The following is a 26,955-nucleotide window of genomic DNA, read 5'->3' on the forward strand; positions in this document are numbered from 1 at the left end:
AACGCACGTGTTCATCCTAGTTAATCTCAAGGCCTACCCGTGTGACCCGATCGAGGTCGCGACCGCCGCGCGCGACGTGGCAGACGCCGCGGACGTCCGTATCGCGGTCTCGCCGCAGGCGGCCGACGTCGCCCGCGTCGCCGACACCGGCGTCGAGACGTGGGCCCAACACGTCGACTCGAACGGCCACGGCAGCCACACCGGCAGCACGCTCGCCGAATCCGTCGCGGAGGCGGGCGCAGTCGGGACGCTCATCAACCACTCCGAGAAGCGGTTGAAGCTCGCGGACATCGACGGCGCAGTTCGCGCCGCAGAGCGCGCGGGTCTCGAAACGTGCGTCTGTGCGAACAACCCCACCCAGATCGGGGCGGCGGCGGCGCTCGGTCCCGACAGCGTCGCCGTCGAGCCGCCCGAACTCATCGGCGGCGACGTCTCGGTGGCGACTGCGGATCCGGACATCGTCGAAGACGCCGTCGCGGCCGCGGGGGCCGTCGATTCGGACGTCGACGTCTTCTGCGGCGCGGGGATCTCCTCCGGCGAGGACGTCGTCACCGCGGGCGAGTTGGGAGCGACCGGCATCCTCCTCGCGTCGGGCGTCGCGAAAGCGGACGACCCGCGCGCGGCGCTGGAAGCGCTTGTCGAACCGCTCTGAGGAACCGATCTCGATAGCGCTCGGACGACCCGCGCGCGGCGCTGGAAGCCCTCGGACGACCCGTCGGCGGTTCTTCGCGGTATCTCGGACGCTGCGAACCTCGTGTCCGAGAACGGGAAGGCTTATGCCGTCGAACACAAGTCTGTGACGGCTCTCGTCATCCCGAGACGAATCTCTCCAAACAGTTGTGTCGAAGGAGTGTCAGACGCCGGAACGGTCGCCACCGTCGCTCTCTACGCTCGCTCCGTCGACTTCGGAATCTCCGTCGTCGGCGAGGTCCCCCTGAGAGACGAGTTTCTCGGGACGGAACGCGTCTTCGACGGCCGCGACGACGTCGCGAAGTTCGTCCTCGTCGAGCCGGTCGGCGAACTCCCGACGGACGAGCGCGGGGAGGGCGTACGCGTATCGGCCGCGACCGACGTGCTCGATGAACTCCGCTCGTCGGAGCAACCCGTTCCGACTGTAGGCGAGCTGTTTGTCGCCGGCCTCACCGGCGGCGACGTGGGCGTCGATCGGATCGCAGGCGTCGACTTCGCGGTAGAACGCCAGCATCCGTTGAGAGGCGGGCGGTAGCGACGCCACGACGTCGCGCAGTCGCTCGATGACGTCTTTTCGTCCGGTCAACGTCGCCGTCTCCTCGTGCGCGCGCTCGGGTTGGACGTCCCGATCGATCTCGTCGGCGTCTCGGTCGATTAGGCCGCCGTCGAACCCCGGATAGGCCCCCGCGGCGGCGGCGGTGGCGATCTCCTCGTCGATCTCGTCGTCAGCGGCCTCCGCCGCGTGTTCGGACGATGCCCGTCCATCACCATCAGCATCGGGAGACGCCTCAGGCTCGCCGGGAGCCCCCTCGGCCTCGTAGTGGTCGAGCGCGGACTGCCGTTCTTCCGGACGGTTCAGGTTTCTCCTGTCGCCGTCGCGATACGGCGATTCGGCCTTCTGAAACATCGCCTGTGCGAACTGGTCCGCCATCTGTGAGAGGTCGCGGGCCTCTTCGAGTTCGCGTTCGAGCTGCCGGATCTTCGCCTCCTTCGCTTCGAGTTCCTGGCGGAGATCCGCGAGTTCGCTCTCGCGGCGCTCCTTCTCGTCGGAGATGCTCTGTAATTCCGAGACGAGGTCGCCGTCGACCGATTTCAAGTCCGGTCGTTGGAAGTCGTCGAGACCGGGCGTCGCTCCCGCGTCGAACGTCCGCTTCTTGTGGAATTTGACCCGTCGGAGCGAATCGGACCAGTCGGTGACCAAGAACGCCTCACCGTCGCCCATCTCCTCGATCGCGTCGGCGTACTCCGAGCCGAGAATCCGACCGACGACCTTCGTGTCGTTGTTCCACGTCAGTCGGTGCCAGACGAGCCAGTCGCACTGCGTGATGAAGTCCTTCTTGACGTCGGCGGGGCGCTGAGAGATGCCGACGATCCCGAGGCCGTGTTTTCGACCCCGCTTGCCGATCTTGATGAGCATCTTCCCCGCCTCGGTCATCCCGCCGCCCTCCGGAATGTACTCGTGGCACTCCTCGATGAGCATCAAAAACGGCTTTTTGAGCTTCTTCTCCTTCGCGAACAACCGTTTGGACACCTCGGTCAGAAGCTCTTGGGCCTCGTCGTCTTCGAGGTAGCCGGAGACGTCGAGGATGATCGGTACGTTCTGTTCGAGCGCGAGGTGTGCGAGCTTCTCGGCGTGCTCGGGGCTGACAACGATGTCGCACTCCTCGTCCGCGCCCGCGTGCAACAGCTCGAACTGCTCTTTGAGCCCGTAGTACTCCCCGTCGGTGTCGACGATGAGCACCGGGAAGTTCTTCGAGAGCAGGTTCTCGATGATCACCGACGCCGTGTTCGACTTTCCGGATCCGGATTTCCCGGTGATAAAGCCCCGGCCCGTGAGGATATCGACGACGGGCAGATCGACTGCCGTGCCCTGTGCTCGCTCGCCGTCGCCCCCCGGTCCCTCGCTGACGTTCGCGACGGTGATCGTCTCCGTGTCCTCGGTCATCTATCGGGTGCTCTCCTTCGCAGGACAATAGTTCCTTCCCCCACGTCGTCCACGACTCGTCAGGCGACGGCACCGAGGTCCATCCGGGTCTCCGGGTGCGCCAAGGGTTTATACCCGAACCCGCGGCCAAGACCGCCGTGATCTGACGAGAGCCCCACGTCGGGCCGCGGTTGCTCGGCACGTCGACGTGGGAGCGATGGCGGCGTCGAGAGAGCGCGTCGCTAGGGCGGGTGCCGACTGTTCGCCACGACTCGAATTCCTGAAACGGGCAGCCAGCTACGACTCCGCGAGGTCCGACCACGCGCCCCAGAAGCGCTGCAGCGCCGTGACGTGACCGATCACGGCGAAGAAGACCAAGAGCCAGCCGACGAGCGACAGCCCGAGCGGTCGAACGGGGCCGGATACGACGAGCGGCGCGACCGCGGCGACGAGCGCGACGACGCCGATGATCGCCAGTCGGTCCGCACGCCCGACGAGGCCGCCGTACGCGCGGCCGAGTCCGACGGCTTGGATCTGTGTGCCGAGATACGAGGTCATCAGCACGCCGGTCACCGCCGCGAGGCCGAGCGCGTAGGCGTCGATCCCGGCCGCGAGGCCGACGAGCATCGCGATATCGGCGTAGCGATCGAGGACGTGATCGAGGAGGTCGCCGCCGTCGCTCTCGACGCCCTGCGCCCGCGCGAGCGCGCCGTCGACGAGGTCGAGCCAGCCGTTGCTGAGGACGAACAGCGCACCGAGCGCGTACCACAGCGGCGTCGCGAGCGCGAACGCGCCACCGGCGGCGACGGCGAAGCCGAACGCGACGACGCTGACGCCGTCCGGACTCAGTCCCAGACGATCGGCGGCGGCGACGAACGGGCCGAGCAGTCGGTCCGCGAGGTCGCGGTACTGATCCAGTGTCATCGTTCCTCCGTCGGCGTCGGTGATCCCCGAGTCATAGGTACTCGACGAAGTCGACGACGCCGACCCGTGGCTCGGTTTCGCCCTCGATAGCGGCCGCGACGTCGCTCGCGACTTCCGCGGGCGCTCGATCCGTCGTGTCGATCTCCCAGACGGCCTCCGCGCCGTGACGCTCCACCGCCTCCGCGAGGATCACGTCGAGCGCCTCGCTCTCGGCGTTCTCGGCGATCGACGCCTCCGACTCGCCGCGCTCTCGGAGCCGCGGCTTCAGTTCGTCGGGGTGACACCGAAGCACGATCACGCGCGCGACGTCGAGGAGGTGTGAGAGGTGCGATTCGACGAGCGTGTCGCGGTCGGCGTCGTCACCGCTGTCACCCTGCACCTCGCGGTCCGCGAGCCACGCTTCGACCGCGTCGAGGTCGGCGACGAGCGAGTCGCGCTCGACGTCGCGCTCGGTGAACAGGTCGGCCTCTCGAATCGCGTCGTTCAAGTGAACGACCTCGGTTCCGATCTCTTCGGCGACGAGGTTCGAGATAGTCGTCTTCCCCGTTCCGGGCGTTCCGGTGAGCGCGATTCGACTCACGGATCTGTCGCCTCCGGCGTGACCTCGGCGACGACCTCGTTGAGCACGTCGACCGCTCTGCGCGTCTCCTCACGGGTGCCACAGGAGACGCGGACGCACTCCGAGAGGCCGAAGCTGGATGTGTCGCGGACGATGACGCCCCGGCGCTGTGCGGCGTCGGCGACGGCCGTCGCGTCGCCGACCTCACAGAGGACGAAGTTGCCGCCGGAGTCCCACGTCGGCACGTCGAACTCGTCGCGGTAGTACTCCCGCGCCCAGCGGGCGGTCTCCACGGAGCGTTCGAGGTGCTCGTCGTCGTCGATCGCGGCGAGTGCGGCGCGACAGGCGAGTTCGTTGGCCGCGAACGGGGTGTTCACCCGCGCGTACGCGTCTGCCCACTCCGAGGGGACGACCGCGTAGCCGATCCGAAGCCCCGCCAGCCCGTAGGCCTTCGAGAACGTCCGAAGCACCGCGAGGTTGTCGTACTCCTCGAGCAGATCGATGGCGGTCGGCTCTTCGGCGTACTCGGCGTACGCCTCGTCGACGACGACGAGCGTCTGCTCGTCGACGCGTTCGGCGAGTGTGCGGATGTCAGCTCGCGAAAGAACCGATCCCGTTGGGTTGTGCGGCGTCGTCGCGAAGAGGATTCGCTCGCCGTCGTAGGCCGACAGGATCGTCTCGGCGGACTGCTCGAAGTCCGTCTCCTTCGAGATCCGGTACGTCGAGGCGTCGCCGTGGTGATACCGCGCCGACATCGAGTAGTACGAAAAGCCCGGCGCGGGCACGAGGATGTCGTCGTTGGGTTCTAAAAACGCCCGCGAGAGGTAGTCGATCGACCCGTCGGCACCCGCGCTCAGCCACACCTGTTCGGCGTCGACGCCCCACTTCTCGGCGATCCGATCGGTGAGGTCCGTGTGGGAGGCCTTCGGGTAGACGTTCACGTCGGGCGCGGCCGCCTCGACCGCTTCCACGGCGGCGGGGCTCGGGCCGTGGGGGTTCTCGTTCGACGAGAGCTTCGTCAGTTCCTCGGGGTCCATTCCGAGATCGCGGGCGACCTCCTCGGCCCCGCGTCCGGGAACGTACGCCTCGTGTTCAGAGAGGTCCCTCGGTTGCATACCCGTACGCTGTCGCCGGCGGGTCTTTAAGGGTGTGTCTCGCGGTCGACGCCGACGCGTTCCCCGGTTCCAGTCTCGAATCTACAGCGAATCGGCAAGCGAGTCGGCCGCCCGGAGCGACAGCGCTGCGATGGTGAGCGTCGGGTTCATCGCGCCGCCGGTGGGGAACACCGACGAGCCGACGACCCAGAGGTTCGAGAGGTCGTGCGTCCGGCAGGTGCTGTCGACGACGCTCTCGTCGGGGTCTGTCCCCATCCGCGTCGTCCCCATCTGGTGGTAGGCGGGGCCGGTCGCGCCCGGTCCGACCGTCCACTCGATCGACGCGCCGAGTTCCTCGAGGATCGCGTGCTGGACCTCGTTGGCCCGTCGGATCGCGTCTCGCGTCCGTTCGGAGAGCGACCACTCGATGTGCGGGACGGGGTTGCCGTGATCGTCGCGGCGCTCCGGATCGAGCGTGACGCGGTTCTCCGCGTCGGGCAACTGCTCGACGAGGCCGCCCATCGCGATGTGGGTGCCGTAAGACTCTCGGAGCTGATCGAGCAGCTCGTCGCCCCACGTCTCCGCGTGCAGGGCTTCGATCACCGGCGACGGCCCGGCGTAGTTGAGGAACTCCAGTTTCACGCCCTCGATCGGCTCTTCGTCGTCGTAGAACTGGTGGCACTCGCTGGTGATGAACCCGATGTGGTTCTGCCGTGTCGGTTCGTCGAGTCGGCCGCCCGCCCCGGCGAAGAGGTGGTCCATAAAGAAGCGACCGACTGCGCCGGAGGTGTTGGCCAAGCCGTCCGGGTACCGCTCGGACTCCGACAGGAGGAGCAGGCGCGCGTTCTCGACGCCGCCGCAGGCGACGACGAACCGTCGGGCCGTCTGTCGGTGTTCGTTCCCGTCGGGGGTCGCGTACACCGCGGCCTCGACGACCTCGCCCGACTCGTCGTGTTCGAGCCGTTGCACGGGTGCGTGATCGATCACGCGCGCGCCGGCTGTTTCGGCCTTGTCGACGTGGGACTCGGCGGTGTACTTCGCCCCGGAGGGACAGACCGGTCGGCACGTCCCGTAGCCCTGACAGGCCGACCGTCCGTCGTAGGACTCGGAGTTCCGCGCGTTCGGCACCGAGTGCATATCGATCCCTAGACGCTCGCAGGCCTCCGCGAACAGCGAGTCCGAGTGGGAGGGCGGAAACGCCGAGAGCGGAAACGGCTCCTCGCGCGGCGGCGCGTAGGGGTTGTCCATCGCGCCCGCGACGCCGAGTTCGCGCTCGGCGTCGGCGTAGTGGGGTCGGAGGTCCTCGTAGTCGATCGGCCAGTCGGCCCCGAGACCGTAGCGCGTGTCCATCTCGAAGTCGCGCTCGTGGAGACGCATCACCATTCCCTGCCAGTGCAGCGTCGAGCCGCCGACGCCCTTGACGCGCGCCGCGTTCAGCGGGTAGTGCTTCCCGGCAGTCGTGTAGTCGTCGCGGGGGCCGCCCATTCCCCACAGGTCGTCCATCCCCGGTCGGATGTGTTCTTCCTGCTGCTCGCGCCGCCGGGAAAAGTCGAACCGCGGCCCGGCTTCGAGGACGACGACGTCGGCTCCAGCGTCCGCGAGCCGATGAGCGACGAGCGCGCCGGCGGGACCGGAACCGACGACGCAGACGTCCGCACGGGCCGACGGCGTGCGGTCGCGGCCGTCGCCGACGCCGCCGTCCTCAGCCATCGCGGTCGCCTCCCCACGGCTCCTCACCGCGGTCCGGCATTGAGCCGCGCTGGTAGCTCTCGATGCCGCCGGGGTAGCCGATCGGATTCTCGATGCCGACGAGGCGGCCCCCCGCCGGTGACGCGTAGAACGCGAAGAGGAGGTTATCGACGAGGTAGAACCGGATCCGGTCGGTGATCGGTCCCTCAGGATCCGGTTCAGCTGTCTCGACGCCCAGCCGACGGAGTAGTGTGTCCCGCGTCTCGGCGTCCAGATCCGCGTACGAATCGCCGTGCCAGTCGCGGGCGACCGCATCGAGCTGCGCCGCGGCCTCCCGAACGCCGTCACGATAGATCGGTCGACCCTCCGTTCGTCCCAGCGCGTACTCTTCGACGAACGCGCGACGGCCCGAAGCCTCACGGGGGTAGAGCACCTCGGCGACGGCGTCGAGGAGGTCCAGTAGGTCCGTCGACAGCGACGGGTTCGCGGACGATGCCGGTCCGGGAGCGGCGTCCGCGTCGCTGTCCGCTCGCGGCGGCTCGATACGGCCGGCGAGCGCGCCCCCGCCGACTGTCGCCCCTGCCGCCGCCACCGCGGCCAACGCGTCGCGTCGCGTCAGTTTCACGGACTCGGATTAGGTTAGCCTAAACTTATGGGTTGTCCTTCTCGCTCGTCAGTGGCTCCGAAAAGAACGGCGATGGCCGCGGATCACCGACCGAATAACCGCTCTCTCACCGACCGCGCTGTCGGGCGCTCGGTTAGCAGGACTGATGTGTCGAGATCTTCGAGGACCGACATCGACAGCGATCCGCGGACGACGCGGGAGAGCAGCCCCTCTTCGGTCGCACCGATCAGCACGAGCGTCCGGTCTGCGGCCGCCCGCTCGATCGCCGCCTCGACGTCACCGGTTTCGACGAGCAGTTCGGCGTCGGCGAGGCCGTGCTCAGCCGCCCACTCGGTAACGAACTCGCGGCCGGCTTCCCTATCGTCGTCGTCGACGACATACAACACGGAGACCGTCGAGTCGAGCCGGTCGCGAAGCGCTCGCGCGACGTCCGCAGAGAGGTCCGAGGAGTATCCGCCCGCGGTCGGGAGCAGGACCTCCGAGGGATCGAACTGTCGCTCGTTGAGCACGAGCACGTCGCACGGGGGATTGCCGGCGAGCGCGCCCTCGGCGCGTCCGCCGCCCAACCGCGCACCGCCGTATCCCATAACGACAGCGTCGACGTCGTGTTCTCGCGCCGCGTCGAACACCTCTGTCGCTCCCTGATGTGAGAGGATGGTTCGCGTCTCGACCGGGACACCGAACGATTCGGCGTGCCCGCGGGCGTCTTCGAGGAGCTGTTCGGACTCCGACGCGATCTGCTCGCGCCGTTCGGCGGCCGCCGCCAGAGAGGTCTGATCCGGGACTTGAATCACGTGCGTCGCCAGCACGCGGGAATCGTTGGTCGACGCGAGCGCGCTCGCGAGCGTCACGAGCGCCCGTTCGGTCCGCGGGTTCGAGAGCGCGACCATCACGGTCGACGTCGACTCCGACTCCCCCGAGCCGTTGGGCGCGACGGTTTCGGCTGCGTCGACGACTGGTGGTGGGAGCTCTCCGCTACGCGTTCGGATATACTTCGAGAGCAGTCCTTCACTCGTCGTGTGGTTTCGCGCGTAGGCGAAGTACCACACGATCGCCCCGACGACGAACACGGCCGACAGCGCGAGCTCGCGCGTCCCGACGAACGCCAGCAGTCCGAGAGAGAGCACCAATCCGACGATCGGCGTGATCGGATACAGCGGGACCGTGAAGTCGGGATCGTACTCGGGGTCGTCGGTCTCGCGGAAGACGATGAGCGCGGCGTTCATCAGCGCGTACACGACGAGGTGAAGCACGCTCGCGGCCTTCGAGAGGATTTCGAGGTCCTGCCCGAGTGCCACGATGAAGGCGAGAATCAGTCCACCGGTGACGAGGATCGAGCGGTACGGCGTGGCGAACTGCGGATGGATCTCGTTGAGCCAGTCGGTGACGATCTGATCGCGTCCCATCGCGAAGTTGATCCGCGCGGATGCGAGGATCGACGCGTTGGCGCTGGAGGCCGTCGCGAGCAGCGCGCCCGCGGTGACGATCGTGACCGCGATACCGGACCAGCCGCCGGGAAACGCCGCCTCCGTCGCCTGCGTGAGCGGTGCGCTCTGGCTCAAGTCGGGCCACGGGACCACGCCCAGCATAATGCTGACGAGAATCGCATAGATGACGGTCACGAGCGCGACGCTGCCGATGATTGCGATCGGGAGGTTCCTGCCCGGGTTCTTCAACTCCTCTGCGACCGTGGCGATCTTCGCGTACCCGAGGAACGAGACGAACACCAGCGCGGTGCCGGGGAGAATCGCTCCGTACCCCATCGGGGCCAGTCCGCCGTCGCCGGTCAGCGTCGCGAAGTCGAACGAGAGCCATCCACGGACCGCGAACAGCGTGAGGATTAGGAGTAACACCGAGACGATGATCGTCTGGATGCCGCCGGTTTCTTTCGCGCCGACGTAGTTCACGAGGACGAACGCCGCACCGGCGATCAACGCGCCGACCTGGATGTCGGTGAGGATGAACGCGCCAGGAACCGGGAGGAGCGTGGCGAGGTACTGACCGAACCCGATGCTGTAGAACGCGGAGGCGAAGGCCAATCCCATCCAGTCGCCGAGCCCGGCGATCGAACCGAACAGCGGACCGAGCGCCCGGTTGACGAAGTAGTAGCCGCCGCCCGCTTTCGGCATCGCCGTCCCGAGTTCCGAGATCGAGAGGGCGTTGACCATCGCGATGACGCCGCCGACGACGAACGAGACGACGACGACCGGTCCCGCCGCTCTGGCGGCGACGCCGGGGAGCACGAAGATTCCCGCCCCGATCATCGTCCCGATCCCGATCGTCATCGCCGAGACCAAGCCGAGGTCCTTCGCGAGCTCTTCGTCGCTCACAGCGCCGCCCTCCGAGTTGTGGACGTCCGTCGACGCGCGGGCGACACCATCTCAGTCGTCCCTCCGCAACGGCAGCGAAACGACCGGGACCGCCGGATTCGTCACGATGTTCGTGGCGGTGTCGCCCGCGAGCAGCCGAGCGATTCGATTCCCTCCCCGCGGCCGAAACGCGACGGCCGTGGCGTCGACCTCGGTCGCCGTGTCGAATATCGCCTCGACGACGCTGCGGCCGAACACCGTCCGCGTCTCGACGACGACCTCGTCGCCGATCCGCTCTTCGACCACCGAGAGAAACGCCGCGGCGTCCTCGCGGCGCTTTCCGATGGGTGCTTTGTCGATCGCTCCCTCGGCCTTCTCGATGACGTGGATCGCCGTGACGCGCCCCACGTTCGAGAGGTGGGGTTCGATCGCCTCGCACGTCGAGATCGCATCCTCCTCGCTCGCGATGGGGAGGAGTACGTGATCGAGTATCGTCATCGGCTCCCCTCCGACCGTGGACGGGCAGTGAATCCGATTCGGTTGGCGTCCGTGGTTGCGATGCGAGCCATACGAGAGGATCTTCAGGGAGAACACATAATATTTCCGATCAGATTGTTGAATCCGCAAATATACATCTAAATTCTACTCTATGAGTAATGAAATCGGGATTGTTATGTATTCGGGCTCAGTCGACTACAGTAAAGTGGTCGCCCCACGTTCACGTCGTATGGATTATCGGCTCGATGAAATCGACCGGCGCATCATCTACGAGCTGATGCGTGACGCGCGGAACACCTCCGCGCCGACCGTCGCCGACGCGGTGGGCGTCTCCCCCGGAACGATCCGGAACCGCATCGCACAGCTCGAAGAACACGACATCATCCGCGGCTACACCGCACAGGTCGACTTCGAGCAGGCTGAAGGGCACTTGACGAACCTCTACGTCTGCAACGCACCGGTGTCCGAACGGAAGACGCTCGCGCGGGAGGCCGGCGTGATCCCGGGCGTCATCAACGTCCGAGAGCTGATGACCGGTCGGCGAAACCTCCACATCGTCGCGGTCGGGGCCGACACCGAATCGTTGCGCCGAATCACGCGGGCCCTCTCGAAGCTCGGGATCGAAATCGAAGACGAGACGCTCGTCGAGGCGGAGGTGGGCTATCCGTACGGGCCGTTCGGCCCTGACGAGGATCGTCCGGCGAGCGAGGCGACCGATTTCATCAGCCTCGCGGGCGACGCGAACGTCGTCGACGTGACCGTCCAAGCCGACGCGCCGATCGTCGACCAGTCGCTCGAAGAGGCGGTGCAAAGCGACGTTCTCGACGAGGACTCGCTGGTGATCGCGATCGAGCGCGACGATCAGGTGCTGACGCCGCACGGGACGACCGTGATCCGCCGCGACGACATCGTCACGGTGCTCTCACGGAAGGGGAAAACGGATCGAGTGCTCGACGCCTTCGTCGCCGAGGAAACGGCCGCGAACGGCTGATTTTTCGATTGCGCCGGCGCTACGGGATTCGGACGTCGTGTTCGAGGACGCCGACGCCTTCCAACTCGACCTCGACGGTGTCGCCGTCTTCGAGCGGGCCGACGCCGGCGGGCGTACCGGTCGCGATGACGTCGCCCGCTTCGAGCGTGAGGTACGTCGTGATCTCCTCGATGAGGTCCGGCACCGAGAAGGCGAGGTGATCGCGCGAGGACGACTGCCGCGTCTCTCCGTTGACGCGCAGTTCGATGCTCGCGTCGTCCGGCACCTCGTCGGGCGTCGCCAGCACCGGCCCCGTCGGTGCTGCGTTGTCGAAGGCCTTCCCGCGAACCCAGTTCGTCTCTCGACGCTGATCGTCGCGGTTCGAGAGGTCGTTCAGGCACGTGAACCCGGCGACGTACTCCATCGCGTCGTCGGCGTCGACGTTCCGCGCGGCCTCGCTGATGACGACCGCCATCTCGGCCTCGTGATCGATCCGTTCCTTTCGGGCGGGCAGCGTCACCGTGTCGCCGTGCGCCGAGAGCGCGTTCGGCGGCTTGAGGAACAACAGCGGTCGATCCGGGATCTCGTTATCCATCTCCGCGGCGTGGTCGGCGTAGTTGCGGCCGACGCAGACGATCTTCGTCGGCTCCGACGGCGGCAGGACGTCGATGTCCGCGAGGTCGTGCGTCTCCCCGCCGAAGGAGACGCTGTCGCCGTGCCACTCGCCCGCTCGGATCGATCCCGCGGGATCTCTGAATCTGACCGTGTGCATACGCGTCGGGTCGTCCGCGCTCGGTTTCGTTCTTTCTATCTCGTCGGCTCCGATCGACGTTGCTATCCCGTCGGCTCCGATCGACGTCCGTCACCGCTCCCCACCGTTCGCCGCCGGGCAAACCCACGCACCTCGACAGTACGCTTTATTGTCGATCCGGTAGAATATCGAGGTGGACGATGACGATGGAACTCACTTGGCACGGCCACTCCACGTGGCACGTCGACGTCGACGGCACCACCTTCCTGATCGACCCGTTCTTCGACAACCCGAAGACGAGCCTCTCCGCGGACGACGTCGAGACGCCCGACTACCTGCTCCTCACCCACGGCCACGCCGACCACATCGCCGACGCCGGGGCGTTTACCGACGCGACGGTCGTCGGCGTCCCGGAGATGACCGGCTATATGGAGGCGGAAGTCGGCTTCTCCGAGAGCATCGGGATGAACATGGGCGGCACCGTCGAGTGCGGCGAGGCGTTCGTGACGATGCACCGCGCGGACCACACGAACGGGCTCAACACGGGCTACGAACACAGCCTCGGCACCCCCGTCGGCTTCCTCATCAGCGACAAGAAGCCCACCCAAGAGTCCGACGCGGACGCGACGACGTTCTATCACGCCGGCGACACCGGCCTGATGACGGAGATGCGAGAGGTGATCGGGCCGTATCTGGAGCCCGACGCCGCGGCGCTCCCGGTCGGCGATCACTTCACGATGGGTCCGGTTCAGGGGGCGATCGCGACCGACTGGCTCGACGTCGATTACGTCTTCCCGATGCATTACGACTCGTTCCCGCCGATCGAGATCGACACCGACGACTTCGTCCGCGAGGTGAAGGCCGCCGGCTCCAACGCGGAGGTCCACGCCCTCGACGGCGACGAGTCGTTCACGCTCGAATAGCGCGCGGAAGCGATCGAAGCCGACGAGCAGTCGGGGCCCCGAGCGATCCGCCCTCCGTCGCAGGTCGGGGCGAATACGACCCGGTCGGCAACCTTTAGGACGCACCCATCCGTTCTTCCGGACGGAATGAGCGACATTCAGACTTCGACAGTCAGCGAGGAAGGGTTCGCGAGTACCAGCCAAGTCGGCGACTTCGAGCTCACGATCGACGCGCTCGGCGAGTCGGGACCGGACCCGAACTCCGTGCTCGTCGCCGACTACGCGTCCTGTTTCCTGCCCGCGTTCCGCGTCGGCGGCCAACAGCGGGGTCACGATGACCTCGGGAAGGTCCAGATCGACGCGGACGCCGACCTCGACGAGGACGATGACCTCGAAGCGATCCGATTCGACATCTACGTCGAGGCCGACCTCGACGAGGAGACGCTCGCGGAGATCCTCGATCGCGCGAAGGGAATCTGTCACGTCCACTCGGCGCTCCGAGAGGGCCTGCACGCGGACGCGACGGTCCACGGCGACGCGTTCTGAACGGGCCGCTTCGAGGAGTTACGCCTCGAAGAATTCCGATTCGAGAATCAGTCCAGTACGCACTCAGCGCCGGTGATACGCGCGGAAGCTCATCGCCTGTCCGTCGGCGATGATCACGTCTCGGCCCTCCGGATCCGGAAGGGTCTGTTCTTCGACTTCGTCGTGTGAGACGTACGGTTCGGCTGGTTCCGAGATCTCCTCGGAGTAGACGTACGGACTGTTCGGCTGACTGTCCATACGAACGGGAACGCCACGATTAGATATAAATCTTTGTCAGACGGTACCACGCCTCGTGGAGGTCCGCGTGAGATGTCGACCGGCGGCAACGAGTCCCGGCGATCGAGCAGTCGAGTTCAATCGTCGGCAGCGGCGGGTTCGCCCGCTTCGATCTCCGTGCCGAGGAGGTCTAAGAACGCCGCGAGCCACTCGGGGTGGTCGGGCCACGCCTGCCCGGTGACGAGGTTGCCGTCGACGGTCACCTCGTCGACCCACGAGCAGCCCGCCGCCTCGACCTCCGCGCGGACCGCCGGATAGGCGGTCATCTCGTAGCCGTCGAGGACCCCCGCGGCGGCGAGAATCTGCGGGCCGTGACAGACCGCCGCGACGGGCTTGTCGGTCTCGAAGAAGTGCCGGACGGTATCCAACACCTCGTCGTAGGTCCGGAGATACTCCGGCGCTCGACCGCCGGGAACGACGAGTGCGTCGTAGTCTGCGGGATCGATCTCGTCCATCGTCGCGTTCACCGCGAAGTCGTGCCCGCGCGTTTCGAGATACGTCTGATCGCCTCGGAAGTCGTGAATCGCGGTTTTGACCGTGTCCCCGGCCTCCTTCTCCGGACAGACAGCGTCGACGTCGTGGCCGACCATCTCTAGGGCCTGATACGGGACCATCGTCTCGTAGTCTTCGCCGAAGTCACCGACGACCATCAGAATCTGTTTTCCCATCGTATTGCCTCGGTGAGTCTCTCGGTCTGTACGCCAGTAACCGTTGTGTCGGGTTAGTGGTGTTTCATCAAATCTCCGGATATCTCCCGATATTTACGGATTGTTTCGATATCATCCCAATTATGAGACGGTGATCTAATCTGATACGGAAAGAGGCATATACGCGAGGTCCCACGGAACGGATGTGACGAACTCCCAGCTCACTCTCGTTCAGATCGACAATTACGGGCCGTGGACGGTGACGCCGGAACCGCGCCGCGAGATGGATCTGCAGACGCTGCAGTCTCGACTCTTCGCGGACTTGGCGCAGTTCGTCGGCAGCCGCGACGGGTACGTGTTCTTCACGCGGTTCGACAATATGGTGGCGATCACGAACGGACTGGACGCGGCGGATCACGCGCTCTTACAGGAGACGATCGGGAACCGCTACCCGGTGACGATCAGCCTCAGTATCGGCATCGACGCCTCGCCCGTCGAAGCGCTCGAAACGGCGACTGCCGGACTCCAGCGCGCCGGATCAGCCCAAGACGGCGATCGCCGCGAGGTGCTCGCGGGTGAGTTCCTTTCGGAATCCGATCGGACCCAAGGGGACGTCCAGATCGCACACTTCGACGTCAACGACGCCACCGGCAAGTACACCGATCGGCTCAACGAGTTCGACTCGTTCATCCGGATCGAGCAGGGGTACGCGGCGCTGATGCGGTACCTCCGCGAGGAGTACGGCGCGCTCTCCTTCTTCGTCGGCGGCGACAACATCATCTCGATCTGTCCGGCGATGGACGCCGACGACTACCGCGAGGCGATCGACCACGTCGAGGCCGAGGCGGGGGTCGAACTCAAGGTCGGTGTCGGTGCCGCACGCACGCCGCACGAGGCCGGAATGGACGCCAAGCACGCGCTCGAACGATGCCGCCACGACGGAACGATCGTAGAACTGAGCCACCCCGTCGGTGACATCGAAATCGCGACTGACTGAGCGGGGTCGACGGGAGTCCCGGGACGCGAACGCCGCTGCGGACGAACCGCGTCGACGACGTCGACCCGCTTGCCTCGATATGAATATATTTTATTCTCGTTTGGAAAAAACATTTTTGTTCAGGTCGAAGTATTAAGTCACTGGCGAACCAACGTGAAGGCGCAATGAGCACACAGAAGACGGTCCGACAGCACGCGGGCGAAGTCGAGGGAAGCGAGGCGCTCCGGGTCGACGCGGAGAAGGCGACGCAGCTCGTCGACGCGTTGAACACGGATCTCGCGTCGACGTACGTCCTCTACCACCAATTGAAGAAGCACCACTGGAACGTCGAGGGCGCGGAGTTCCGCGACCTCCATCTGTTCCTCGGTGAGGCCGCCGCAGAGGCCGAAGAATTCGCCGACGAACTCGCCGAACGAGCGCAGGCGCTCGGCGGCGTGCCGGTCGCCGGTATGGGTGTGCTGGAGGAGCAGGCAGCGGTGACGCCCGAAGACGAGGACGTCTACGACATCCGCACGTCGCTCCGCAACGATATGGAGATGTACGGCGACATTATCGAGACGCTCCGAGACCACGTCGAACTCGCGGAGAACCTCGGTGACCCGACGACCGCGCATATGCTTCGCGAGAACCTCATCGACGTCGAGGATGCCGCACACCACATCGAGCATTACCTCGAAGACGACACGCTCGTCGTCGAATAAGTCACGCAGTCGGAGCGTCGAACCCGCAGTCGGTCGTTGTTATCGGCGAAACCGGTCGACCGTATTACCGGCGAACGCGACTCGCGAGATCCGCGTCGATCGAGATCCACCCGTCGCAGTTGCCGCTCTCCGTGAAGACGACGCGCTCGGGCGAGGACTGGTGCGCCGAAACGTTCGTCGCCACCGCCGTCGGTTCCTCAGAATCGAGTTCGTTCCCGCCGTCTCCTTCGACGGCATCCGTTCCGTTCATCACCAGAGAGTGATCGGGGGGCGAATAAAACACTTTTGGTCAGCCTAAAACAAAATGGGACGGACGCGATCGTCTGTCCACCGCGTCGTGGCGGACCGTCCGCGGACCGACCGCGGACGTCAACTGTTTACTCGCGCGAACCGATGTTCCGGCGATGACCGAGTCGCTGTTCACGCCGTTGGACCTCCGCGGGACGACGGTCCCGAACCGAGTGATGGTATCGCCGATGTGTCAGTACTCCGCCGAAGACGGGTTCGCGACCGAGTGGCACCGCGTGCACTTGGGGAGCCGCGCCGTCGGCGGGGCCGGAATCGTAATGACCGAAGCGACCGCCGTCTCGCCGGCGGGTCGCATCTCGCCGGGCGACCTCGGCATCTGGTCCGACGACCACGCCGACGCCCTGCGGGAGACGGTCGCGTTTATGCGAGAGCGCGGCACCGTCCCCGGAATACAGCTCGCGCACGCCGGGCGAAAGGGCAGCGTGACGCCGCCGTGGGACGGGGGCGACCCGATTTCGCTCGACGACGGCGGCTGGGAAGTGCTCGCGCCGAGCGCCGAGCCCTACCCGCACGCCGAGGGGGAACCGGTTCCCACGCGGGCGATGACCCGCGACGATATGGACCGCGTGAGAGGGCAGTTCCGTCTCGCCGCCGAACGCGCGCTCGACGTCGGCTTTCAGATCGCGGAGGTTCACCTCGCACACGGATACCTCCTCCACGAGTTCCTCTCACCGGTCACCAACCAGCGCGACGACGAGTACGGCGGCGATTTCGAGAACCGCGCTCGTTTCCCGCTGGAAGTGGTCGAGACGGTGCGCGAGGCGTGGCCGGACGACCGCCCCGTATTCGTGCGGATCTCCGCGACAGACTGGCTCCCGGATCGTCCCTCGTGGGACCTCGAGGACTCCGCGCGGCTCGCACCCCTGCTCGCCGAGGCCGGAGCCGATCTGATCGACGTCAGTTCGGGGGGCATCCACCCCGAGCAACGGGTCCCCGAGAGCGGTCCCGGCTATCAGGTCCCGTACGCAGAGCGCGTACGCGAGGCCACGGACGCGGCCGTCGGGGCCGTCGGCGGGATCACGACGCCCGAGCAGGCTGATCAACTGATCAGGAACGAGCGCGCTGATCTGGCGATTCTCGGCCGGGAGCACCTCCGAAACCCCTACTTCACGCTCGAAGCCGCCCACGAACTCGGCGTCGACATCGAGTGGCCGAAGCAGTACGAGCGCGGTCGATTCCGGTAGGATCGCGGTCGGTTCGACTAGGAGTCCGGTCGATTCCACTCGAAACCCGGTCGGTTCCGCTAGCACGGTTCGCTCGGCTCGTCGATCGAGTAGTCGCTTTCCGGCGCACACGTTTTTGACCGCGCGAACCCTACGCCGAGTATGGCCCCACGCGACTCCGAGGAGGACCTCCGGGCGCTCGTCGCCGAGTTGGAAGCGACGCTCTCGGCGCTTCGATCCGAACTCGATGAGACCGACGCGTCGTCGGGAACACATTCGGAGCGTGACGGACGAGCTTCCGGGGAGAATAGCACCGATGCGCCCCCAGACCGCCGATCCCGACGAACGCGACCCCGACGAACGGATTCCCCGCGTCGATCGAGTCCTCCGCGTCCGCCGTCGCTTTCGGAGCTGTTCCGGTTCACCGAACAGCACACGCTGCCGACGCTCGTCGCGACGCTCGAAGCGACGATCCAGTCGCTGGAACTCCTCCGCGGGGCGCTTCGGCTCGCCGATCCGGAACGATCTGCGTTCGACGGCTCCGACCGCGCGGATCGGTCGTCGGCAGCGCGGTTGAGCGACGGGGTCGCGGGCGTCGGCCGCGGGGCCGTCTCCGGCGTCGAACGGGCGCTCTCGGAGCTGCAGACCGCGCTGTCGGAGGCGGATCTCCCCGAAGAGGAGTCGTCCAGAACGCTCCTCGAAGACGCCCGACGGCTCTCCGATGAGGTCTCAGGTCGGCTCGCCGAGGCGTCCGGCGAGCGCGACTCATCGGTCTCGGACGCGACAACGCAGGCTAGCGGCGTCGAAATCAGCGTCCGGGACGCGCGCGAATCGGAGGGGGCTGCCGACGGACCGGATTCTGCCGACGGATCGGGTTCTGACGACGGACGGAAACCCGGTGGAACCGAGACTGGCGACGACTCGCCGGCCGTGGACGTCGAAGCCGAACTCGCATCGATCAAGGACGAGGTAGACGGGCGGTCGGGGTCGGAAGCCGATGCCGACGCATCAGATTCGTCAGAGAATGACGCGTCGAATACGCCCGAGAATGAGGAATCGGGGAGTCACGGCGACGCATCGGAGAGTCACGACGACGCATCGGAGGATCGCCCCGACGATTCAGGTGACCGCGACGAGGAGTCGAATTCGTAACGCGCTCGTCGGGGTGTTCAGGGTGAGACGAGCCGAGCGACCGATCCGGTCTCGCCGCCGCCGTCGCTCTCCTCGGTCGTGAGGACGTAGACGTCGCCACGCTGATCGCGTCCGAAGCCGAGGACGAATCGTCCGAGGTCGTCGTCCGCAACGTCGACGGGAACGATGTCCCACGGCGGGGTCGAGCCGGGGTCGACCGCGAACAACCGCCCCCGTGCAACGAAATCCGCGAAGACGTACGCGCCACGCAGCGCACCGACCGAGTCGTCGGCGGCGACGACCCCGCCGATGATCGACACGCCTGAGACGTCCTCGCCGTCGTGGGGGTACTCCGCGACGGGGTCGACGAAGGGCTCGCCGTTCGGGGTCGTGGTCGGGCACTCGTCAGTTCGAAAGCAGTGCGCACCCTCGCGGACGTTCCAGCCGTAGTTGCCGCCGCGTTCGAGCAGGTTCAGCTCCTCCCACGCGTTCTGGCCGACGTCGGCGACGTAGCAGTCCCGGCCGTGAAACGAGAGCCGCCACGGGTTCCGAAAGCCCCACGCGTACTGTTCGTCGAGTCCCTCACGACCGACGAGCGGGTTGTCCTCGGGGATCGCGTAGGGCTTCTCGTCGTCGCCCGCGGTTGCACTGCTTCCGGCGACGCCCCCGCGGCCGTCCACGTCGATCCGGAGGACGCTCCCGAGCAAGTTCTCCGTGACGTCCTGTCCGTTCCCGCCGTCGACGGCGTCGTACCAGTCGTCGACGTGACCCGTCCCGACGTCGTTACCCCCACCGCCGTCGCCGAACGCGACGTAGAGGTATCCCTCGGGGCCGAACGCGAGCGCGCCGGCGTTGTGGTTCGACTGCGGCTGCGGGACTTCGAGGACGGTCCGCTCGTCGGGGTCGTCCTCAGCCGCGCCGGCGTCGGCCACAGCCGAGTCGGCGTCGGCCACAGCCGGGTCGGGATCGACAGTCAACTCCGCGAGGACGGCCGTGTGACTGAAATTGCTCGGCGTCCCCTCGCGAGACTCGGCGCTGTAGCGGACGTAAAGCCGGCCGTTTTCGGAAAAATCCGGATGGGCGGCCGCGCCGAGAAGCCCGCGCTCGCCGCCGAGGAGGACGCGTTCTGAGAGGTCGACGAGGGGCGCATCCCGCCGACCGCCGTCGGTGAGTTCCCAGATCCGACCGTCGCGATCGACGACGAAGCGTCGGTCGGTCCCGGCGGGCGCGACGAAATCGAGCGGCGCGGCGAACCCCGTCGCGACCGGTTCGAGTGCGACCGAGGGGTCGGTGAGGTCGGGGCGCGGGCTGTCCGTCTCGGTCGGCGTCGGAATTCGAGGGGGGCGCTCGTCGCCGCTCGAATCCGATGTTTCCGATCGGGTCGCAGATTGCCCCGATCCGTCCGAGTCGTCCCCACTCTGTGGGGCTTCGACTCCTGCACATCCCGCGAGCGACGCGAGTCCCGCGGCGAAGCCGGCTCGGAGGAACTGCCGTCTGCGGCGACTGTCCATACGGGAACAACGGGACGCACACACAAGGACGGTTCGGCCGATCGATCGAGACAACGACAGTTGTCGCATAACGGAGGTTGCCGCCGGTCGGTCGGATCCGAACGGCTTACCAGCCGACGGTACCCAGTGAGTGGTATGACAGCGGCACTCGTCGCCGACGGGGTCCGGAAGTCCTACGGCGACGTGACGGCGCTCGACGGCGTCTCGATCGACGTCGGTCGGGGGGAAGTGTTCGGTCTCGTGGGCCCGAACGGCGCGGGAAAGACGACGCTGGTCCGCGCGCTCACCGGAACGACTGATATCGACGGGGCGGTGTCCGTTCTCGGACGCGACCCCGAGACCGTCGAGAAGTCGAAGATCGGACTCCTCCCGCAGTCGTTCTCGCCCGCCGCGCGACTCACGCCCCGCGAACTCCTCGCGCAGTACGGCGGGCGCTACGACGTGGCGCGCGACCCCGAGAGCGTCCTCTCGGACGTCGGCATCGATAGCGAGACCGCCGAGCAGTGGTACGAAACGCTTTCGGGCGGTCAGAAGCGTCGCGTCTGCGTCGCAATCGCGCTCGTGAACGATCCGGACGTGCTCTTTCTCGACGAGCCGACGACCGGAATCGACCCGGCGGGCCGCCGCGCGCTGTGGTCGCTGCTCGACGGCCTCGCCGCCGGCGGAACGACCGTGTTCCTGACGAGCCACTCGATGGCCGAGGTCGAACGGCTCGCCGACCGCGTCGGGTTCCTGAGCGAGGGCCGACTCGTCGCCGTCGGCCGACCGACCGACCTCATCGACGAACACGGCGGTCGCAGTCGCCTCGTCGTCGAGAGCGAGCGCGCCCGCTCGAACTTGGCCTTTGACGACGCCGGCTTCCCGTTCGAGACCTCGATGACCGACGGCGTCCTGTCCGTCGAGGGTGTGGGGCCCCGCGAGATCGACGACGTCGTGAGCGCACTCGAATCCCGCGGTATCGCGTTCGAGTCGCTGACGTGGAAACAGCCCGACCTCGAAGACGTCTACCTCGAACTCACCGGAGAGCGGTTCGCGGCGGGCGATGAGGGGTTCGTCGGCGCTGGCGACGGTGACATCTCCGGTGTTGACGACGGTGACATCGCCGATGTGGGCGACGACGCGTCCGGCTCCGCTCGGGGGAGAGAGCGATGAGCCGCCGCCGACGGATCCGCGCGGAGTTCGTCGCGTCGTGGCACGCCTTCCTGCGGCGGCGGACGGCGGTCTTCTTCACCTTCTTCTTCCCGGCGATCATCGTCGTGATCTTCGGGGCGCTGGTGCAGACGCAACCGACGGGCGGCGGCCTCTTCGCGGAGCCGAAGGGCTACTACATCGCGGGCTACCTCGCCGTCGTCGTGCTGTTCACGCCGCTGTCGCGGATCGGTAGCACGGTCGCGCGCTACCGCGAGGGGAGCCGCTTCGAGAAACTGGCGACGACGCCGCTGACGCGGGGAGAGTGGCTCTTGGCGCAGTCGCTCGTGAACGTCGCCGTGATCGGAGCCGCGGCGCTCCTCCTGCTCGCGCTCTCTGTACTCGTCACCGGCACGGCGGTCCCGACGACGCCCGCGACGCTGCTCGTCGTCCCGTTCGTCGCCCTCGGCGTCGTGCTCTTCTGCGGACTCGGCGCGATTATCGGACGCGTCGCCGACTCCCAAGACGGCGTCATCGCGGCCTCGAACGCCGTCGCGCTTCCTCTCCTGTTCCTCTCGGAGACGTTCGTCACCCCGGATCTGCTGCCCGCGTGGTTCCGCCCCGCACTCGGGCTGTCGCCGCTGACCTACGTCGCGCGGGGGATTCGCGCAGTGACGTATCCCGAGGCGACGACGGCTGCGCTTCCGAACCTCGTCGTGGTCGCAGTCCTCGCGGCGGCGTTCTTCGTCGCCGGCGCGTACGCGGTGCCGAGAACGGACTGACCCGTCCGGCCGACCGAGGAGCGAAGTTCCTTAGTCCGTCACCCGCGAACACCCTGCTATGGCCGAAGACGAGATCGACCACGTCGACAGAGCGATCCTCCACGCGCTCCAAGAGGACGCCCGAAACACGTCCTCTGGCGACATCGCCGAGCGGACCGGGACGTCGGGCAGCACCGTCCGCAAGCGGATCCAGCGGCTCGAATCTGACGGGATGATCAAGGGCTACAGCGCAGACGTGGACTATCAGGCCTCCGGCTACCCGCTCCGGATGCTGTTGTTCTGCACGGCCTCGATCCCGGAACGCGGCGACCTCATCCCGGACATCCTCGAGATTGACGGCGTCGTCTCGGTACAGGAACTCGTCACCGGCGAGCGGAACCTCCTCGTCACCGTGGTCGGGGAGACGGACGACGACATCACTCCCGTCGCCCAAGAGCTACTGGAGATGGGGCTGACAGTGGCCGACGAGGTGCTCGTCCGCAGCCACGAGACGAAACCGTTCGGCGAGTTCGATTCTTCTTAGCCGTCTCGGCATCGTCGCTGGACGGATCGACAGGTAGCTCTCGGCCGCTGTCTGAGTCGAGCGCCGCAGCAGGGCGACAGGGGCGTCGACGCCGCGGTTTGACCTCTCGCCGGGAATTGGGAACATAATGTTCTATAACTCTCTTTCTAGTGAACAATCTGTTCGGAATAGGTGGATTTAATAGTCAGTCTGTTCTCGAATCTGGCGAGAAGATCTGTCACTGCAACTGACGACCGGGGTAGGTCGTCGGGCGGACTGGCAGATCGCCCAGACACCAAAGGATGACAGGACAGAAGCAACCGACGACAATCGGAGAGTTACCGGGCGGGGAACCGCAAACGGACGCGCTAACGCCCGTCGCAGTCACGCGACTCACGTGGGCGCTGTTCGTCGCAAGCCTCGGGGGGACCGTCGGTCAGGCCCTCGGATGGTGGACGTCGCTCCCGTCTGTGGGTCCGTTCGCTATCGACGGGCTGACGCTTCTCCTGTGGGCCGTCGTGACTTTCTTCGCCGGCATCGTCAACAGCTACTCGCGCCGGTATATGGCAGGGTCCCACGGGATCGAGCGGTTCTTCGGCCGGACGTTCGGCTTCACGCTGGTCGTGATGGTGCTGGCGGCCGCGGACCACGCGCTGCTTTTCGCCGCCGCGTGGCTGGCGATGGGACTCGTGATGGCCGACCTGATCGGCCACGTTCGCGGCTGGCCGCAGGCGCAGTCGGCCGCGCGGTTCGCCCGCCGGTACTTCCTCGCGAGCAGCGCGCTTCTCGCTGTTTCCATCGCGGTCCTGTGGTGGGAGACGGGCGCGACGACCGTCGCGGGGTTCGCCGCGGCCGGCGAGTCGCTGCCCGCGACGACGGCGTTCGCCGTCTCGGGCACGCTCGTCCTCGCGGCGATGATCCAGTCGGCGCTGCTGCCGTTCCACGGCTGGCTCCTCGGCTCGATGACCGCCCCCACGCCCGCATCGGCGCTGATGCACGCGGGGTTCGTCAACGCCGGCGGGATCTTGCTCCTCCGGTTCTCGCCCGTCGTCACCGCGGAGCCGTCGGTGATGCTCGCTATCGTCCTCGTCGGCGCGGTCAGCGCGCTGGGCGGGAAGCTCCTGAAGTCGGTCCAGACCGACGTCAAACGCCGTCTCGGCTGCTCGACTGTCGGGCAGATGGGCTTCATGATTATGCAGGCCGGACTCGGCTTCTTCGGTGCCGCGATCACGCACCTGATCCTCCACGGGTTCTACAAGGCCTACAAGTTCCTCTCGGCGGGGAGCCGAGTCGAGCGGACGAGCCCGACCGCGGACTCCGACGACGGCGCTCTCGGTCCCGGCGGCGTCGCGGTGACGCTCCTCTCGGCGATCGCCGGCGGCGCGGTGTTCGCCGCGGTAACCGGCAAAGGAACCGGATTCGACAGCGGCGCGCTGCTGCTGCTGATCGTGGTCCTGACGACGCTGCACGCGGCGCGGACGTCGCTCTCGCAGACCGCACTGTCCGCGTCGGTCCGGATCGCCGCGGTCCCGCTCGTGTTCCTCCCGGCGATCGCGCTGTACGGAGCGGCCTACCGGGCCGTCGGGGCGGTCCTGCGCGACGTGCCGCTCGTCACCGCACCGGCCGAACTGACGGTCGGACACGCCGTCGTGGCCGCCGCGTTCCTCCTCGCCTACTTCGCGATCGAGACGGGCGCGTACCGGCGCAGCCGTCGGCTCTACGTGGCGCTGCTGAACGCGACCCGGCCGCCGTCTGCGACGCTTCTGACCGCCACGGAGGACTACAATGAGTACTGAAACCGCCATCCGCGACAGCATCGAACAGGCGAAACGCGCGGTCGGACGCACTTGGCCGCTCCACTCGTTCGTGACGGCCAACCCGCTCTCGGGGTTCGAGGACCGACCCTTCCACGAGGCGGTTCGGGAGGGGGAACGCCTGTACGGGGGACAGGGCTACCCGAGCGCGTCGGTCTTCCGCCGCGCTTGGGAGCAGGGTCGGATCGACCCCGACAGGCTGCGCGAGGCGCTAGCGCGGCACGGGTACGGCGATCCCGAGGCCGACGGGTTCGACCCCGAGACGCACCTCGACCGGATGGCGGCCGCGGAGACCGAGGCGGAGGACGCGACTCCAGACGTCGACGACCGGGCGACGACGCCGTCCGACCGGGTCGATGCCGTCCTGACGAAGTGGCTGTCGGCGTTCCTTGACGAGGGAGCCGCCGAGTGGCCGATGCCGGATCGGTCCCGCGGGTTCTACTGCGCGTTCCGCGCCGCCGCGCAGTACGACCGCGAGATACCCGATCGGTCGTCGATCGCGGCGCTCCCGAACGATCCGATCGACGCGCTCGCCGACCGCCTCACGGATCACCCGCGCGACCGTTGGCCGTCGGCGTTCGAGCACCACCTGAGCGCGCTCCCCGGCTGGACCGGGCTGATCAAACGCCGCGTCGAAGACGGCGACGTCTGGCAGTCGGCCTGTCCGATCACGCTGCCCGGGTACTTGGCCGTCCGGCTGACGCTCGCGGACCGGTTCGACGCGCCGATCGTCCCCGACGCGGCGACGGCCGGTTCGGGATCGACTCCCGGGAGCGCGGACGGCGCGGACGATGCCCCGCTCGCGGAGGCGTGGCTGACCGCGTGGGAGGCGACGTACCGCGAGCGCCTCGTCGACGAAGTCGCCGCGAGGAGCCCTCGCGTCGGCGAGGAGGGCGACGAACCCGGAGACGACGCACCGCACGGGGCCGACGATGGAGTGCGCCCGGACGCACAGTTGGTCTTCTGCATCGACACCCGCTCTGAGGTAATCCGCCGGCACGTCGAATCGGCCGGGAACTACGAGACGCACGGCTACGCCGGGTTCTTCGGCATCCCGATGCGCTATGAGGGATTCGACTCGGCGGTCGGCACCGACGCGTGTCCGCCGATCGTCGACGTCGCCCACCGGATCGAGGACCGGCCGTCGGGAGCCCACCAGCATAGCCACGAGCGCCACGCGCGGTGGACGAACCTGCTGGAGGCCGGCGAGTCCGTCCTCGAAGGGCTCAAGTCGAACGCCGCGACCGCGTTCAGCTTCGTCGAGACCGCCGGGAGCGGCTACGGGGCCGCGCTCGCGGCGCGGACGCTCCTGCCGGGGCGCGTCCACGACGCCCTCGACGCGATCGACGAGCGGACCCCCTGTGCACGCGAGTTCTGTCGACCGGCGCTCGATCGCGACGGCTCCGACGATGGGGAGATCCCGCGAGGGATGACGTTCGAAGAGCGCGTCGAGTACGCCGCGAACGCCTTCGAGCTGATGGGCTGGGAGGAGTTCGCACGCCTTGTCGTGTTCACGGGTCACGCCAGCGAGACGGAGAACAACCCCTTCGGGTCGAGCCTAGACTGCGGGGCCTGCGCCGGCAACCCCGGCGGTCCGAACGCCCGCGTTCTCGCGGCGATTTGCAACGAGGACAGGGTGCAGTCGGCGCTGGCCGAGCGGGGGATCGAGATTCCCGACGACACCGTCTTCGTCGCCGGCGAGCACAACACCACGACCGACGAGGTAACGCTGTTCGCCGGAGACGTCCCCGAAAGTCACGAGCGCGACGTCGAAGCGCTCCGGGTCGACCTCGCGAGCGCCACCGCGGACGCCACCGCCGAACGCGCGGCGTCGATGGGGGTCGCTCCCGACGACGCCGGGCGCGAGACGAAGCGCCGCGCTGCCGACTGGGCGGAGACACGCCCCGAGTGGGGCCTCGCCGGGAACGCGGGGTTCGTCGTCGGACGGCGTGAGCTCACGGCGGATCTGGACCTCGCCGGGCGCTCGTTCCTCCACTCGTACGACTGGCGCACCGATTCCGAGGGCGACGCCTTGGAGGCGATCCTGACGGGGCCGATGGTGGTCACCCAGTGGATCAACGCCCAGTACTACTTCGCCACCGTCGACACCGCCGCCTACGGCAGCGGATCGAAGGTGACGCAGAACCCGATCGGAAACGTCGGCGTCTACCAAGGCAACGGGGGCGACCTCTTGGCCGGACTGCCGCTGCAGTCGGTGATGCGCGCCGCCGACGAGCCCTACCACCAGCCGCTTCGCCTCTCGACGGTCGTCCACGCGCCGGTCGACCGCGTCACCGACGTCCTCTCGGGGCACGACCACCTCACCGAGCTCTTGGACAACGACTGGCTCTCGCTGACCGTCGTCGACCCCACTCGGGATCACGCGGCCTTCCAGTACGAGGAGGAGCTCGCGTGGACCGGCCTCAGCGAGGCGGCGAAGCCGACGGTCGAGGAGGCGCAGAGAGAATCGATCGAAGTGAGCGCCGCCGTCGCCGACGACTGAGGATCGGATG

26 protein-coding genes are annotated in these 26,955 nt (G+C 67.2%); 13 read left to right on the top strand and 13 right to left on the bottom strand.

Features of this window, described 5'->3' with window-relative positions:
* The first annotated feature begins 7 nt into the window (after nucleotides 1-7).
* Nucleotides 8-652: a triose-phosphate isomerase gene (gene tpiA, locus U5919_RS06525; RefSeq protein WP_336022947.1), complete on the top strand. Its 645-nt coding sequence runs from the start codon at nucleotides 8-10 to the stop codon at nucleotides 650-652.
* Between the two features lie 201 nt (nucleotides 653-853).
* Here tpiA and U5919_RS06530 read toward each other — a convergent pair whose 3' ends face one another.
* From U5919_RS06530 to U5919_RS06565, 8 genes are all read right to left on the bottom strand, one after another.
* A complete protein-coding gene (locus tag U5919_RS06530; RefSeq protein WP_336022948.1) occupies nucleotides 854-2,635 on the bottom strand; it encodes a helicase HerA domain-containing protein in 1,782 nt (593 codons plus the stop codon).
* A gap of 276 nt (nucleotides 2,636-2,911) precedes the next feature.
* On the bottom strand, nucleotides 2,912-3,538 hold the full coding sequence (locus U5919_RS06535) for a CDP-alcohol phosphatidyltransferase family protein (protein ID WP_336022949.1): 627 nt from the start codon (nucleotides 3,536-3,538) through the stop codon (nucleotides 2,912-2,914).
* 31 nt (nucleotides 3,539-3,569) lie between these two features.
* Nucleotides 3,570-4,118: an adenylate kinase family protein gene (locus U5919_RS06540; protein ID WP_336022950.1), complete on the bottom strand. Its 549-nt coding sequence runs from the start codon at nucleotides 4,116-4,118 to the stop codon at nucleotides 3,570-3,572.
* On the bottom strand, nucleotides 4,115-5,212 hold the full coding sequence (gene hisC / locus U5919_RS06545; RefSeq protein ID WP_336022951.1) for a histidinol-phosphate transaminase: 1,098 nt from the start codon (nucleotides 5,210-5,212) through the stop codon (nucleotides 4,115-4,117). The genes U5919_RS06540 and hisC overlap by 4 nt, the downstream gene beginning before the upstream one ends.
* An 81-nt stretch (nucleotides 5,213-5,293) precedes the next feature.
* Complete coding sequence (locus tag U5919_RS06550) at nucleotides 5,294-6,901, bottom strand: GMC family oxidoreductase (RefSeq protein ID WP_336022953.1); 1,608 nt, start codon at nucleotides 6,899-6,901, stop codon at nucleotides 5,294-5,296.
* Complete coding sequence (locus U5919_RS06555; protein ID WP_336022954.1) at nucleotides 6,894-7,505, bottom strand: gluconate 2-dehydrogenase subunit 3 family protein; 612 nt, start codon at nucleotides 7,503-7,505, stop codon at nucleotides 6,894-6,896. Before U5919_RS06555 ends, U5919_RS06550 begins: the two co-directional genes overlap by 8 nt.
* Before the next feature lie 83 nt (nucleotides 7,506-7,588).
* Nucleotides 7,589-9,835 carry an amino acid permease gene (locus tag U5919_RS06560; RefSeq protein ID WP_336022955.1) on the bottom strand — a complete coding sequence of 749 codons (2,247 nt, stop codon included), beginning with the start codon at nucleotides 9,833-9,835 and terminating at the stop codon, nucleotides 7,589-7,591.
* 51 nt (nucleotides 9,836-9,886) lie between these two features.
* The gene (locus U5919_RS06565; protein ID WP_336022957.1) at nucleotides 9,887-10,312 is read right to left on the bottom strand and encodes a universal stress protein; all 426 of its coding nucleotides are present in this window, start codon (nucleotides 10,310-10,312) and stop codon (nucleotides 9,887-9,889) included.
* Nucleotides 10,313-10,541: 229 nt separating this feature from the next.
* On the opposite strand from U5919_RS06565, the gene U5919_RS06570 reads away from it, so the two are divergent.
* The gene (locus U5919_RS06570) at nucleotides 10,542-11,303 is read left to right on the top strand and encodes an Lrp/AsnC family transcriptional regulator (protein WP_336022959.1); all 762 of its coding nucleotides are present in this window, start codon (nucleotides 10,542-10,544) and stop codon (nucleotides 11,301-11,303) included.
* Between the two features lie 19 nt (nucleotides 11,304-11,322).
* Here U5919_RS06570 and U5919_RS06575 read toward each other — a convergent pair whose 3' ends face one another.
* Nucleotides 11,323-12,054 (bottom strand): fumarylacetoacetate hydrolase family protein, encoded by a 732-nt coding sequence (locus tag U5919_RS06575; RefSeq protein WP_336022961.1) that lies wholly within the window; start codon nucleotides 12,052-12,054, stop codon nucleotides 11,323-11,325.
* Nucleotides 12,055-12,239: 185 nt separating this feature from the next.
* On the opposite strand from U5919_RS06575, the gene U5919_RS06580 reads away from it, so the two are divergent.
* Together U5919_RS06580 and U5919_RS06585 are read left to right on the top strand one after the other, a co-directional pair.
* Nucleotides 12,240-12,956, top strand: coding sequence for a metal-dependent hydrolase (locus U5919_RS06580; protein WP_336023879.1), 717 nt, complete (start codon nucleotides 12,240-12,242; stop codon nucleotides 12,954-12,956).
* A 126-nt stretch (nucleotides 12,957-13,082) separates the two neighbouring features.
* Complete coding sequence (locus tag U5919_RS06585) at nucleotides 13,083-13,481, top strand: OsmC family protein (protein ID WP_336022962.1); 399 nt, start codon at nucleotides 13,083-13,085, stop codon at nucleotides 13,479-13,481.
* A gap of 63 nt (nucleotides 13,482-13,544) precedes the next feature.
* Here the strand turns inward: U5919_RS06585 and U5919_RS06590 are convergent, their stop codons facing one another.
* Nucleotides 13,545-13,718 (bottom strand): hypothetical protein, encoded by a 174-nt coding sequence (locus U5919_RS06590; RefSeq protein WP_336022964.1) that lies wholly within the window; start codon nucleotides 13,716-13,718, stop codon nucleotides 13,545-13,547.
* Nucleotides 13,719-13,834: 116 nt separating this feature from the next.
* Complete coding sequence (locus U5919_RS06595; RefSeq protein ID WP_336022966.1) at nucleotides 13,835-14,425, bottom strand: DJ-1/PfpI family protein; 591 nt, start codon at nucleotides 14,423-14,425, stop codon at nucleotides 13,835-13,837.
* Between the two features lie 184 nt (nucleotides 14,426-14,609).
* Between U5919_RS06595 and U5919_RS06600 the strand changes: the two genes are divergently transcribed.
* Both U5919_RS06600 and dpsA read left to right on the top strand, forming a co-directional pair.
* Nucleotides 14,610-15,401: a GTP cyclohydrolase III gene (locus U5919_RS06600; protein WP_336022967.1), complete on the top strand. Its 792-nt coding sequence runs from the start codon at nucleotides 14,610-14,612 to the stop codon at nucleotides 15,399-15,401.
* A 164-nt stretch (nucleotides 15,402-15,565) separates the two neighbouring features.
* Nucleotides 15,566-16,102: a DNA starvation/stationary phase protection protein DpsA gene (gene dpsA, locus U5919_RS06605; protein WP_336022969.1), complete on the top strand. Its 537-nt coding sequence runs from the start codon at nucleotides 15,566-15,568 to the stop codon at nucleotides 16,100-16,102.
* Between the two features lie 64 nt (nucleotides 16,103-16,166).
* Here the strand turns inward: dpsA and U5919_RS06610 are convergent, their stop codons facing one another.
* Entirely contained in the window at nucleotides 16,167-16,352 is a 186-nt protein-coding gene (locus U5919_RS06610; RefSeq protein WP_336022971.1) for a hypothetical protein, read from the bottom strand.
* Between the two features lie 154 nt (nucleotides 16,353-16,506).
* On the opposite strand from U5919_RS06610, the gene U5919_RS06615 reads away from it, so the two are divergent.
* Together U5919_RS06615 and U5919_RS06620 are read left to right on the top strand one after the other, a co-directional pair.
* Nucleotides 16,507-17,595, top strand: a complete 1,089-nt coding sequence (locus U5919_RS06615; protein WP_336022973.1) for an NADH:flavin oxidoreductase/NADH oxidase — start codon at nucleotides 16,507-16,509, stop codon at nucleotides 17,593-17,595.
* A gap of 141 nt (nucleotides 17,596-17,736) precedes the next feature.
* Nucleotides 17,737-18,726: a DUF7547 family protein gene (locus U5919_RS06620; RefSeq protein WP_336022974.1), complete on the top strand. Its 990-nt coding sequence runs from the start codon at nucleotides 17,737-17,739 to the stop codon at nucleotides 18,724-18,726.
* Nucleotides 18,727-18,743: 17 nt separating this feature from the next.
* Here U5919_RS06620 and U5919_RS06625 read toward each other — a convergent pair whose 3' ends face one another.
* Nucleotides 18,744-20,216, bottom strand: coding sequence for a PQQ-dependent sugar dehydrogenase (locus U5919_RS06625; RefSeq protein ID WP_336022976.1), 1,473 nt, complete (start codon nucleotides 20,214-20,216; stop codon nucleotides 18,744-18,746).
* 135 nt (nucleotides 20,217-20,351) lie between these two features.
* Here U5919_RS06625 and U5919_RS06630 point away from each other — a divergent pair, with 135 nt between their 5' ends.
* The 5 genes from U5919_RS06630 to U5919_RS06650 all read left to right on the top strand — a co-directional run bounded on the left by U5919_RS06630 (nucleotide 20,352) and on the right by U5919_RS06650 (nucleotide 26,945).
* Nucleotides 20,352-21,368 carry an ABC transporter ATP-binding protein gene (locus U5919_RS06630; protein ID WP_336022977.1) on the top strand — a complete coding sequence of 339 codons (1,017 nt, stop codon included), beginning with the start codon at nucleotides 20,352-20,354 and terminating at the stop codon, nucleotides 21,366-21,368.
* Entirely contained in the window at nucleotides 21,365-22,126 is a 762-nt protein-coding gene (locus U5919_RS06635) for an ABC transporter permease (RefSeq protein ID WP_336022978.1), read from the top strand. Before U5919_RS06630 ends, U5919_RS06635 begins: the two co-directional genes overlap by 4 nt.
* A 58-nt stretch (nucleotides 22,127-22,184) precedes the next feature.
* Entirely contained in the window at nucleotides 22,185-22,649 is a 465-nt protein-coding gene (locus U5919_RS06640) for an Lrp/AsnC family transcriptional regulator (RefSeq protein ID WP_336022979.1), read from the top strand.
* A 281-nt stretch (nucleotides 22,650-22,930) separates the two neighbouring features.
* Complete coding sequence (locus U5919_RS06645; protein ID WP_336022980.1) at nucleotides 22,931-24,424, top strand: proton-conducting transporter transmembrane domain-containing protein; 1,494 nt, start codon at nucleotides 22,931-22,933, stop codon at nucleotides 24,422-24,424.
* Entirely contained in the window at nucleotides 24,414-26,945 is a 2,532-nt protein-coding gene (locus tag U5919_RS06650; RefSeq protein ID WP_336022981.1) for a DUF2309 domain-containing protein, read from the top strand. Before U5919_RS06645 ends, U5919_RS06650 begins: the two co-directional genes overlap by 11 nt.
* The last annotated feature ends 10 nt before the right edge of the window (nucleotides 26,946-26,955 follow it).

It is taken from the genome of Halobellus sp. LT62, from assembly GCF_037031285.1.
Classification (GTDB): domain Archaea; phylum Halobacteriota; class Halobacteria; order Halobacteriales; family Haloferacaceae; genus Haloquadratum; species Haloquadratum salinisoli.